Origin of the sequence: Phenylobacterium sp. (genome assembly GCF_030681155.1) — a bacterium.
Lineage (GTDB): Bacteria > Pseudomonadota > Alphaproteobacteria > Caulobacterales > Caulobacteraceae > Phenylobacterium.
This window is the reverse complement of sequence record NZ_JAUXXE010000047.1, coordinates 1-11,901: the sequence shown is the minus strand read 5'-3', so window position 1 is coordinate 11,901 and position 11,901 is coordinate 1. Positions and strand designations below refer to the sequence as shown.

Sequence of the window (11,901 nt, the reverse complement as noted above, 5' to 3'; positions counted from 1 at the left end):
CGTCGCCATCGACTCCATCTTCGATATGCGCACGTTGTTCGACGGCATCCCGCTCGACAAGATGAGCGTGTCGATGACCATGAACGGGGCGGTGCTGCCGATCCTGGCGCTCTACATCGTCGCCGCCGAGGAACAGGGCGTGCCGGCCGCCAAGCTCTCGGGCACCATCCAGAACGACATCCTCAAGGAGTTCCTGGTCCGGAACACCTACATCTATCCGCCTACGCCTTCGATGCGGATAATTTCAGACATCTTTTCATATACTTCGCGCGAAATGCCGAAGTTCAACTCGATCTCCATCAGCGGCTATCACATCCAGGAAGCCGGCGCGACGCTCGACCTGGAGCTCGCCTACACCCTGGCCGACGGCATCGAGTATGTCCGCGCCGGGGTCGCCGCCGGCATGAGCGTCGACCAGTTCGCCCCGCGCCTGTCGTTCTTCTGGAACGCGGGCATGAACGCCTTCATGGAAATCGCCAAGCAACGCGCTGGCCGCCTGCTCTGGGCCAAGCTCATGAAGGAGGAGTTCGCCCCCCAGGACGCCCGCTCGCTCAGTCTGCGCGCCCACACCCAGACCAGCGGCTGGAGCCTCGCGGCCCACGACGTCTACAACAACGTGCCCCGCACGCTGGTCGAGGCGATCGCCGCGACCGGCGGCCAGACCCAGAGCCTGCACACCAACTCGCTGGACGAGGCCCTGGCCCTGCCCACCGACTTTTCCGCCCGCATCGCGCGCAACACCCAACTCTTCCTGCAGCTCGAAAGCGGCCAGACGCGAGTGGTCGATCCCTGGGGCGGCTCGTACTATGTCGAGCGCCTAACGGCTGACCTAGCCGCCCGCGCCCTGGAGCACATCGCCGAGGTCGAGGCCTTGGGCGGCATGACCAAGGCCATCGAGGAAGGCCTGCCCAAGCGCCGTATCGAGGAGGCCTCGGCCCGCACCCAGGCGCGCATCGACGCCGGCCGCCAAAGCCTGATCGGGGTCAACCGCTATCGCCCCGAAGGCGCCGACGAGATCCCGATGCTGAAGGTGGACAACAGCGCCGTCCGCGAACGCCAGCTTGAGAAACTCGCTCGCCTGCGGGCCGAGCGTAACCCTCAGGACGTGGAGGCCGCCCTTACCGCCCTGACCAATGGCGCGCGCGGGAACGGCAACCTGCTGGAGCTGTCGGTGAACGCCGCCCGCGCCAAGGCCACGGTGGGCGAGATCAGCCTAGCGCTGGAAAAGGTCTTCAACCGCCACGCCGCCGAGGCCTTCGCGGTGACCGGCGTCTATCTGCGCGAGGCCGGGACCACGCCACAGGCCGAGCGAGCCAAGGCGATGACGGGGGCCTTCGTTCAGGCCGACGGCCGCAAGCCTCGGGTGCTGGTCGCCAAGATGGGCCAGGACGGCCATGACCGCGGCCAAAAGGTCATAGCCTCGGGCTTCGCCGATCTCGGCTTCGAGGTCGATATCGGCAACCTCTTCCAGACCCCCGCCGAGGCCGCCGCCCAGGCGGTCAAGGAAGGCGTCCATGTGGTCGGCGCCAGCTCCCTGGCCGCCGGTCACCTGACCCTGGTGCCCGAACTGAAGGATGAGTTGGCCAAGCTCGGCCGCTCCGACATCCTGGTGGTGGTCGGCGGGGTGATCCCGCCTGAGGACTTCCAAGCCCTGAGGGACGCCGGCGTCGCGGCCATTTTCACCCCCGGCACGGTGATCCCCGAGGCCGCCATCGAGGTGATGGAACGACTGAACGAGCAGATGGGCTACGCCCAGTTGGAAAAGGCCTAGCGGCTCAACCCGACCCGATCAGGATCAGATTGCCCTCGCTGTCGCGAAGCAGGGCGTAGCGCTCGCCAGGAGCCCAGGGCGCGTCGATCGGCTCTTGGTCGAATACCACGCCTCTGGCGATGAGAACGCCATAGGCGGCGTCGACATCCTCCACGACGATGTTGATGCTTGGCTGCTCGCCAGGCTCCTCACCAGCCCGGCGCTCAAACAGGACGCGCGTCGGCGAGCCGGGGATCTCGAACTCGATCCAGCGCCAGCCGCTTCCGTACTGCTGGTCGGTCGCCAAGGTCAGGCCGATCACATCGCGATAGAAGGCCAGGGCGCGGTCCTGATTGGTGACCGGCAGACCCGAAAACTTGACGTGCTTGAACATCTCACCTCCAGGCCGGCGGCTCCGGCGTTTCAGACGCGAATGCGGCTTTCCTTCTTGGCTCTGGGCTTGAGCTTGTCGCCTCGGTACCAACTGGCCGGCAGTTCGGACGGGCCGTGCCGAGCCTCGATATCCTTCTGCAACGCCTTGGCGGCCAGGAGGTGGCCGGGGAACAGCATGTCGACCGTCCAGCTCACCACCGGGATCGCCGAGGCCGCTGAGTCAAAGGCGATATAGGCCGCCATCCGCGTCAGGGTTCCCAGGGAAGCTCCGGCCGCCGCGCCATGCATCATCAGCAAGCCGCCAGCGCCGACGCTATACACTGTGCTGGCGATGGGCACCCAGGCCAGCACGCCGTCCAGGCCGATGCCAAACGGACCGACGCCGATCAAACGGTCCGAAAGCACCTTGATGCGTTCGGCCGAGCGCCACGCGCTATGAGCTTTTTCCCGATCGTCCGCCATCACGCCAAAACGCCGCCGCCGGTAGAAGGCTCCACCTTAGCCCCAAAGCTCACGCGGCGTAGGGTGAATTAGCGATCCATCGTACTGCAAACCGGGCTCTCGGTCCTTCGCCAGCAGCAAGGGGCCGTCGAGATCGACGACGTCGGCGCCTTGGGCGATGATCATCGCCGGAGCCATGGCCAGCGAGGTCGCCACCATGCAGCCGACCATGACCTCAAGCCGCAGCATCCGAGCCTCTGCAACCACAGCCAGCGCCTCGGTCAGCCCACCGGCCTTGTCCAACTTCACGTTCACCGCGCCATATCGCCGCGCACAGACCGCAAGTTCGGCGCGCGTGTGCAGGCTCTCGTCGGCGCAAAGCCGAACCGGGCTTTGATAGCCTTCAAGCGCGTCGTCTTCGCCGGCCTTCAGCGGCTGCTCGATCATCTTCACATCCAGGCGCGCGAATTCCGGCGCAAGGCGCCTCAGGTCCTCGAACTCCAACCCCTCATTGGCGTCGACCACCAGCCGGACCTTGGGCGCGGCTTCCCGCACGGCGATCACCCGGTCGAGGTCGTCGCGGCCGCCGATCTTGAGCTTCAGGAACGGTCGCCGCGTCGCAGCGCGAGCGGCCTGCGCCATGGCCTGCGGGGTATCGAGGCTGATCGTGTAGGACGTCTTGACCGGGTCTAGCCGGCTACGGCCCGCCGTCTGCCAGGCCGGCACGCCGGAGAGCTTGGCCTCCAAGTCCCAAAGTGCGCAGTCCAAGGCGTTGCGGGCCGCGCTCGCCGGCGCCGCGTCTTGCAGCGCCAGACGCGAAAGACCGCCTTCGACCTGATCCCTCAGCCCTTCGATCAGCGCGACCTCGCCAGCCATGGTCTGGCCAAAACGGCCATAGGGCACGGCCTCGCCTCTGCCGACCGTCCCGCCCTGCGCGATCTCGACCACCAGGACGTGAGCCTCGGTCTTGGCGCCCCGCGCGATCACGAAGGCGCTGGCCAGCGGCCAACGCTCCTCGCGAACGGTCAGGCTTCTCCTCAAGCCAGGTCGCCGGCCGCCGCGTCGAACAGCAGGTAGGTTCGACCGGCCTCCGAGGTCAGCAACGCCTCGACCATGCGGCCGTCACGGTCGCGTTCGACGGCGTCCTGCAGCAGGTCATGATAGCGGCTTAGATACTGGACCACCTGGCGCTTCAGGCCATCGTCAGTGAACAACCGGCGGGCCAGGCGACGGGTCGCCGCCGGGGCCAGCTTCCTCACAACGGTTCGCGCGCCATCGGCGTCCTGCGCGTGCAAGATCACGGCGATCTCGTGCAGGCGACCGCGCGGCAGCAGCGCCGATGGATCGATGCCCATGGCGCCGATCTCCGCCGCCAGGGCTTCCTCCAGCGGGGCATGCACTAGTTCAGGCTCGGCGCCCTCGGTGTCGTCGATCGACGACAGGAGGTCCTTCCAGGTCCAGCCCTCGCCACCCTGTTCCTCACCACGCCCGCCGGCCTGCCCAAAGACCGTGGAAAACTCCGCATCGGTCGCGGTCGGCGTCAGTCGCAAACGCGGACGGGACGGATCGCGCGGGACCGGGATCGGCTCGTTGAGTTCAAGCTCGGTTTCGAAGGCCGCTTTCGGCGGCGGTTCGGTGACCGGCTCGATGACTGGCTCTGGCGCGACCTCAGGCTCTGGAATGGGATCGAGCGCCGCGACAACCTCGGGCTCGACCTCGACGGCCTTGCGGGAGCTGCGCGCCGGACGCTCGCGCGGCGGGGCCAGCGGCGCCAGGTTCGCGGTGGTCGCGACCGTTCCCATCATGCGAACCGCTTCGCTCAACATTTCGTAGTTCCGACGCACCCGATCCTGGAACGCCTCGTCAATGGCCTGGGTCTCGTCGGCGGTGCGCCGAGCGTGATCCATCAGGTCGTCGATGCTGTCGGAAACCGCCTGGCGGACCTCCTCGGCCTGGCCACGCGCGGCGGCCGGCAGCCGGACCGCGCGATCCTCAATGGTCGCCAGCATGGCGGACAGTTCGTCCAGGGTCGCCCGGGCGGCCCTGGCTCCCTCGTCAAGCTTGCGGATCGTCGCCGAGCCCGCCTCATCGACCATACGGGCCGATTGTTCGATCAGCGCGCGAGCTTCCTCCAGCCGGGCCTCGAACACCTTGTTCGCCTGCTGGCCGGCTGTGAAAGCCGCCTCGGAGAGCTGGTCGACCTGATCGCGCGCGGTTTCCGCATGCCGCTCGGCAGCCTGGCGGGTGCGCTCGGCCGCGCCGGTCAGGGCGGCGATGGTGGTTTGGGTCTGCTCTTCCAGGCGCGCTCGCTCGGCTGCAGCCGCTCGCGACACCGCTTCCATCGAATGCAGGGTCGATTGGCCGAATTCGTCGCGCTCGGCCTTCGCTGAGTCCGCCATCTCGCGGAACTGGTCGGTGGCCTCGGCCATCAGTTGGCGAAGGGCTTCGCCGCCCTTCACCGCCCGGTCGCCCAGCTCGGCGGCCGACAGCCGAGCCTGGCCGATGAACTCGGCAAGTTGAGCCGCGTGGGTTTCGGCCTGCGCCGCGAAGCTCTCGTGATCGGCCCGCAGCGCATGGGCGACATTGACCAGGCCGGCGCGCTGCTCGGTCAGGCCGGTCTGCACCGACTTGATCTGGTCGGTGACGCCCAGGCCCGCTGTCTCCAGGCGGGCTATGTGCCGCGTCAGGTCATCGGCGGCGGTGCGCGCCACGTCGCTGGTCTCTCCGGCGGCGGCAGCGAGATCGGCCGCCCGCGCGGCCAAGGAGGCCTCGGCTTCACGCAATTGCGTCTCGGCCAGATCGGAGGCCTCGGCCACCATCTTGGCCTGCTGGGTGATCGCGTCGGTGACGGCCGTCGCCTGGGTGTCCAAGGTCTTGGCCAGGCCGCCCATTTCCGCGCGTTCGCGACCAAGGCTCTCGGTTAAGCCGCCGGCGGTGCGCACCGCATTGGCTGCGGCCTCCACCAGTTTTTCGCTCTCGGCGGCCAGGGCTTGTCGCAGCGCCAGGATGGTCTCGCGGGCCTCGCCCGCCGCAGCGCCGGCGCGGACGATCTCGTCACGCACCGCTTGAATGACGTCCGCGGTCTGAGCTCCGGCCGCCATGGCCGGCGTCACCATCTCATCGGCCAGCGCCTTGGCGCGCTGGGCCTCGACGCCCAGCTTCTGCCCCTGACGCACCATATAGGCGGCGAGCCAGACAAAGGCGGCCGGCCCCACGGCCAGCATCGCGAACACCAGCACGGCGAACGGCTCGAAATCAAACGGCGCGACCGCGCGCCGATAGCCCCACGCGAACGCGATCGGACCACAGGCCCAGAGGACCGAAACCACCAGGGCGATCATGTAGATCGGCCAGCCCGATGGCAGCGATTGGCTTCCGGGCCGCAGCGCTTCTGCGCGTTGAGCAAGGGGTTGTGCGGACGTCGCCATCGCCGCCTTAGCGGACGGCGAGACAGGCGCCGTAGGCGGCGCCGGCTTGGGCTCGAGGGTCAAATCCCCCACCGGCGGTGGTGCAAACGCGAAAGCATGGTCGTCCTCCCTGGCGGCGGCCTGGGCCGCGGCGCTCGAGAAGCTGCCTTCCTCCCCATCAAGGGATTGGAAATCAACTGGTTGGTGCCGCTTTTTGATCTTCATGGCCAGTCTGAAGCGGCCTTCCCATCCTGCGAGCGTGAATGAGCCGGTCTCATCCGCGCCTTCGCGCCAGTCGCAAGGATTACCGGCGAACTGGGGCGACGCAAAGCGCCATCAATGGGAATTTTCGCCAACCGCCGGACGGCAAGATCGGCGCCAACAAGAGGCGCGCTAGGCTTTCAACATCTTGGCGCGCGCTTCGGGACAATCCTCGCGAACCAGCTTGCCGGCTTTGCCCGCTCCGACGATGACTTTCGACGAGACCACGGTTGGGTATTTCTTGTTCATTGTCCGAGCCACCGTTCGCTCCGCGGGGACCGGCTCTTCCACCTTCTGGGCGTCGAGCGTCACGCCGAAGTGCGAATAGGCCGCGGCCGATGATGACACCACCACCGCTGCGACAATCTCGGTCAATGTCTGCATCGGAACTCTCCCGTACGTCCGATACGATTCCAGCGAGCGTCGTTATACGACGATGTCCGCAATTGGGCGACGCGTCTCAACATGAAATTTCGGTCATGTAACAATCACGCAGCGACGCGCAGAAATGAAGCTCCCTCGTGGGTGAGCAGCCACTGCTTTCGGTCCATTCCGCCGCCATACCCCGTCAGGCTGCCGTTCGAGCCGATCACCCGGTGGCACGGGACGACGACCCCCACGGGATTTGCGCCATTGGCCAGACCCACCGCCCGCATGGCCTTGGGCTTGCCGATGCGTTCGGCCAAGCGCCCGTAGCTGACCGTCTCGCCGACCGGGATCGTGCATAGCGCCGCCCAGACCGAGCGCTGGAACGCTGTCCCGCCGGTCCGCCACCTGATCTTGGCCAAGGCTCCAAGGTCGCCGGCGAAATAGGTCTCCAGTCCACTGCGGATCGCGTCCGGCGCGCGCCCTTCGCGCAGGGCTATCGGCGGGTTCTGTCGCCGCAGCAGCAGGTGCATCCGGTCCTCATGCGTCGTCCAGTCGAACGCCCGCAGGTATCCCTCATTGTCGGTGACCAGCAGCCCCTCCCCCACGGGCGTGGCGAGGCGGTCGAGGTAGAGCGTTTCAGGCGGCTTTGGCATGTTTGGCCTCCGAAGGGTTCTTGGGGTCCGCGGACCATAGATGCGAGGCGGCGTATGCACGCCATGGCCGCCAGCGCTCGGCCCGCGCTAGCAGTTCCGTCGGCGTCGGCCGCACACCGCCTGGCCCTTCGAGCGCCCGCATCAAGCCAATGTCTGCGCTGGGGAAGGCGTCCGGTTCGCGCAGCGCGCGCATGGCGATGTATTGGGCCGTCCACTCCCCGATCCCTGGCAGGGCCCGCAGCGCCGCCACGGCTTCGTCCAAACTGCGCCGGGTTCCGAACAGGTCAGGATCCGCAGCGGCTGCATTGGCCAAGCCAACCAGGGCGCGGCCACGCGCTCGCGGCATCGGCATGTTTTCGACATCGATCAGCGAGAGCTGTTCTGGCGTCGGGAAGAAATGCGTCAGCGCCAGCCTGCCCGCCGCCTCGTCCTCCAGCGGCGATCCGTGAGCGGCGGTGATCTTTCCTGCCAAGACGCGCGCCGCCTGAACCGTGATCTGTTGACCCAGCACCGCTCGCACCGACAGCTCGAAGCCATCCCAGGCGCCGGGCGCCCGCAGACCCGGGCGCGCCGCCACCAAGGGCGCGAGATCGGGATCTTCGCAAAGGTGCGCGGCGATCACGGCAGGGTCGGCGGCCAGATCGAACACCCTGCGCACCCGCGCGATCACCGCCGGCCAGACCTGAACCCTCGGGAACCGCAAGGTGGCCCTCAGATAGGGCCCATCTCCCGGCTCGATCATGATCACCCCGCGGGCCTCGCCGAGGGCCAGTGTCCGGGCGTATCGGCCGTCTCGGACGCTCTCGACGCCGGGAATAGCGCGGGCGGTGAGGAAGGCCAGCATCGCGTCCCAGTCATAGGGCGCGCGATACGGCAGGCGGATGGTCGCGGCGCCGCCGTCCCCCGCCGCGATTTCCGCCCCACCAAGCCGCCGCAACTTGGCCGGCGGACGGTCGAACAGTTGCTGAAAGGTCTCGTTAAACCGCCGCACGCTGCCAAAGCCCGCGGCCAGCGCCACCTCGGCCATCGGCATTCGGGTTTCATGCAGGAGTTGCTTGGCGAGCAGCACCCGCCGCGTCTGGGCCACCGCCACGGGTGAGGCGCCCACATGTTGCTGGAACAACCGACGAAGCTGGCGCTCGCCGACACCGAGCCGGCCGGCCAGCGTCTCCACATCGCCGGTGTCCATGGCGCCGGCCTCGATCAGGGCCATGGCCCGCGAGACAGTGTTGGAGGTCCCGCGCCAGGATCCGAGATCAGGCGAGGTCTCGGGCCGGCACCGCAGGCACGGCCGGAAACCAGCCTCCTGCGCCGCCGCCGCCGAGCGATAGAAGGTCATATTCTCGCGCTTTGGCGTGCGGGCCGGACAGATCGGCCGACAGTAAATCCCAGTGCTCTTCACGCCGCAGAAGATGCGCCCGTCGAACCGGGCGTCACGCATCTGAAAGGCGCGGTAGCAGGCGTCGTCATCCATATCCATGCTGGCGATGATCTGCTCCTGGACCGGCCATGTCTCGCGGTTTTCGGACGCGACCCGCAAAGCTTTCGCGGTTTTCGGACATCGCGGCCAAGTCCAGGCCATCACCGTGCCGGCGCCAATTTCCTCGTCCGCTTGTCAGTAAATCTCTATCGTCATCGCCGGTCGGGTCCCGTAAGCCATCGCTCAGGGCCAATCCGCGCGCCGCCCCCACACAGGCGGGCGGGTTCTTTCGTCATTAGTTTAGCAGGGTTCGGCCCCCGAGGTTCATGTGCAAGGTACAGCCCTGATGCAGGCCAAAGCGCCCGCGATCACTCCAGAGACCCTTACCCACCTGCAGCGCCTGGAGGCCGAGAGCATCCACATCATGCGCGAGGTCGTGGCCGAGGCTGAGCGTCCAGTGATGCTCTATTCGATCGGCAAGGACTCGGCCGTGATGCTGCATCTGGCGGCCAAGGCCTTCTATCCGTCCAAGCCGCCCTTCCCGCTGCTGCACGTCGATACGACCTGGAAGTTCCGGGCCATGTACGAAATGCGCGAGCGCATGGCCAAGGAGCTGGGCTTCGAGCTGCTGGTTCACAAGAACCCGGAAGCTGTCGAGCGGAACATCAATCCCTTCGACCACGGCTCGGCCCTGCACACCGACATCTGGAAGACCGAGGGCCTGAAGCAGGCGCTCGACAAGTACGGCTTCGACGCGGCCTTCGGCGGCGCTCGGCGCGATGAGGAAAAGTCCCGCGCCAAGGAGCGCATCTTCTCGTTCCGCTCGGCGCAGCACCGCTGGGATCCGAAGAACCAGCGGCCCGAGCTCTGGCATCTCTACAACGCGCGCAAGAACCACGGCGAAAGCGTCCGGGTGTTCCCGATCTCCAATTGTACCGAGCTGGACATCTGGCAATACATCCACCTGGAAAACATCCCCATCGTCCCGCTGTACTTCTCGGAAGTCCGGCCGGTGGTGGAGCGCGACGGCGCGCTGATCATGGTCGATGACGAGCGCATGCCGCTGCGCCCCGGCGAGACGCCGGAAATGAAGTCGGTCCGCTTCCGCACGCTCGGTTGCTATCCGCTGACCGGGGCGGTCGAAAGCACCGCCGCCACCCTGCCCGAGATCATCCAGGAGATGCTTCTCACCACCACATCTGAACGTCAGGGCCGCATGATCGACCACGACCAAGCCGCCTCGATGGAGAAGAAGAAGCAGGAGGGCTACTTCTGATGGCCCACCAATCCGACCTTATCGCCGATGACATCGAGGCCTACCTCAAGGCCCACGAACATAAGAGCCTGCTGCGGTTCCTGACCTGCGGCTCGGTGGACGACGGCAAGTCCACCCTGATCGGCCGGCTGCTCTACGACTCAAAGATGATCTTTGAAGACCAGCTTGCGGCCCTCGAGGCCGACAGCAAGAAGGTCGGCACCCAGGGCGGCGATATCGACTTCGCCCTGCTGGTCGATGGCTTGGCTGCCGAGCGCGAACAAGGCATCACCATCGACGTCGCCTATCGGTTCTTCTCGACCGACAAGCGAAAGTTCATCGTCGCCGACACCCCCGGCCACGAACAGTACACCCGCAACATGGTGACCGGCGCCTCGACCGCCGACGCCGCCATCATCCTGATCGACGCGCGCAAGGGCGTGCTGACCCAGACGCGCCGGCATTCCTATCTCGTCAGCCTGCTGGGCATCCGGCACGTCGTCCTGGCCATCAACAAGATGGACCTGGTCGGCTGGAGCCAGGACACCTTTGACACCATCCTGGCCGAGTACCGCGACTTCGCTGACCAGATCGGCATCAAGCAGTTCACCGCCATCCCGATGTCGGCGCTGAAGGGCGACAACATCACAGCCCACAGCGACGCCGCGCCCTGGTATGACGGCCCGGCGCTCCTGCCGCTGCTGGAAACCCTGCCGGTCGACGACGATCTGCGGGACAAGCCTTTCCGCATGCCGGTCCAGTGGGTCAACCGCCCCAACCTCGACTTCCGCGGCTTCTCGGGCCTCATCTCGTCGGGCACGATCCGCCCGGGCGACAAGATCAAGGCCCTGCCGTCGGGCCGCGAAAGCACGGTCGAACGCATCGTGACCTTCCGCGACGACCTCGACGTGGCCGTCGCCGGCCAATCGGTGACCTTGACCCTCACCGACGAGATCGACATCTCGCGCGGGGACGTGATCGCCGAGGCCGCGGCCCCGCCCCCGGTCGCCGATCAGTTCGAGGCGACGGTGGTGTGGATGGACGACGAGGCCATGCTGCCTGGCCGTCCGTACCTGCTGAAGCTCGGAACCCGCACGGTCTCAGCCCAGATCACCGAGCCCAAGTACAAGATCAATGTGAACACCCTGGAGCACCTGGCCGCCAAGCGGCTGGAGCTCAATGAGATCGGTGTCTGCAACCTGTCGCTGGACGCGCCGATCGCGTTCGACGCCTACACCGACAACCACGACCTGGGCGGCTTTATCCTGGTCGACCGGATCTCCAACCGGACGGTCGGCGCGGGCATGCTGCACTTCGCCCTGCGCCGCAGCCAAAACATCCACTGGCAGGCTCTGGACGTCGACAAGAACAGCCGTGCAGCGCTGAAGGGCCAACGCGGTCGCGTTGTCTGGCTGACCGGCCTTTCCGGCTCGGGCAAGTCGACCATCGCCAACCTGGTCGAGAAGCGTCTGCACGCCGACGGCCGCCATACCTATTTGCTGGATGGCGACAATGTCCGCCACGGCCTCAACAAGGATCTCGGCTTCACCGACGAGGACCGCGTCGAGAACATCCGCCGCGTGGCCGAGGTCTCCAAGCTGATGGTCGACGCCGGCCTGATCGTGCTGGTCTCGTTCATCTCGCCGTTCAGGGCCGAGCGCCGACTGGCGCGCGATCTCCAGGCCGAAGGCGATTTCGTCGAGGTCTATGTGAACACCCCGCTGGCCGTCGCAGAGCAACGCGACGTGAAGGGGCTCTACAAAAAGGCACGTGCTGGCGAGTTGAAGAACTTCACCGGTATCGACAGCCCGTACGAGCCGCCTGAAAACGCCGAGATCACCGTCGACACCACCGCGATGTCGGCGACGGAAGCGGCCGAGCGGATCGTCGCCTGGCTCGAAGGCGAACTCGACTACTCGATCTAAAGGATGGTGGACGGGGCTGTGGCCCCG

The 11,901-nt window shown here is 66.7% G+C and carries 10 protein-coding genes; 3 read left to right on the top strand and 7 right to left on the bottom strand.

Translation table 11 applies throughout. The features are described 5' to 3' along the window. The coding region (gene scpA / locus Q8M13_RS11995) for a methylmalonyl-CoA mutase (RefSeq protein WP_305300179.1) at window positions 1–1,771 on the top strand (1,771 nt) is incomplete at its 5' end. 4 nt (window positions 1,772–1,775) lie between these two features. Here scpA and Q8M13_RS11990 read toward each other — a convergent pair. From Q8M13_RS11990 to Q8M13_RS11960, 7 genes are all read right to left on the bottom strand, one after another. After that, a complete protein-coding gene (locus Q8M13_RS11990; protein WP_305300178.1) occupies window positions 1,776–2,144 on the bottom strand; it encodes a VOC family protein in 369 nt (122 codons plus the stop codon). A gap of 29 nt (window positions 2,145–2,173) precedes the next feature. Beyond that, window positions 2,174–2,605: a DUF4112 domain-containing protein gene (locus tag Q8M13_RS11985; RefSeq protein WP_305300177.1), complete on the bottom strand. Its 432-nt coding sequence runs from the start codon at window positions 2,603–2,605 to the stop codon at window positions 2,174–2,176. Window positions 2,606–2,641: 36 nt separating this feature from the next. Beyond that, window positions 2,642–3,625, bottom strand: coding sequence for an N-acetyl-D-Glu racemase DgcA (gene dgcA / locus Q8M13_RS11980; protein ID WP_305300176.1), 984 nt, complete (start codon window positions 3,623–3,625; stop codon window positions 2,642–2,644). After that, window positions 3,622–6,012 (bottom strand): polar localization protein TipN, encoded by a 2,391-nt coding sequence (locus tag Q8M13_RS11975; protein WP_305300175.1) that lies wholly within the window; start codon window positions 6,010–6,012, stop codon window positions 3,622–3,624. Before Q8M13_RS11975 ends, dgcA begins: the two co-directional genes overlap by 4 nt. A 372-nt stretch (window positions 6,013–6,384) precedes the next feature. After that, a complete protein-coding gene (locus Q8M13_RS11970) occupies window positions 6,385–6,636 on the bottom strand; it encodes a hypothetical protein (protein WP_305300174.1) in 252 nt (83 codons plus the stop codon). 104 nt (window positions 6,637–6,740) lie between these two features. Continuing rightward, window positions 6,741–7,274, bottom strand: coding sequence for a methylated-DNA--[protein]-cysteine S-methyltransferase (locus tag Q8M13_RS11965; RefSeq protein ID WP_305300173.1), 534 nt, complete (start codon window positions 7,272–7,274; stop codon window positions 6,741–6,743). Then, a complete protein-coding gene (locus Q8M13_RS11960) occupies window positions 7,258–8,814 on the bottom strand; it encodes an AlkA N-terminal domain-containing protein (protein ID WP_305300172.1) in 1,557 nt (518 codons plus the stop codon). Before Q8M13_RS11960 ends, Q8M13_RS11965 begins: the two co-directional genes overlap by 17 nt. A 226-nt stretch (window positions 8,815–9,040) precedes the next feature. Here Q8M13_RS11960 and cysD point away from each other — a divergent pair, with 226 nt between their 5' ends. Together cysD and cysN are read left to right on the top strand one after the other, a co-directional pair. Next, window positions 9,041–9,970 carry a sulfate adenylyltransferase subunit CysD gene (gene cysD, locus Q8M13_RS11955; protein ID WP_305300180.1) on the top strand — a complete coding sequence of 310 codons (930 nt, stop codon included), beginning with the start codon at window positions 9,041–9,043 and terminating at the stop codon, window positions 9,968–9,970. Continuing rightward, entirely contained in the window at window positions 9,970–11,874 is a 1,905-nt protein-coding gene (gene cysN / locus Q8M13_RS11950; RefSeq protein ID WP_305300171.1) for a sulfate adenylyltransferase subunit CysN, read from the top strand. The genes cysD and cysN overlap by 1 nt, the downstream gene beginning before the upstream one ends. Window positions 11,875–11,901 lie beyond the last annotated feature (27 nt).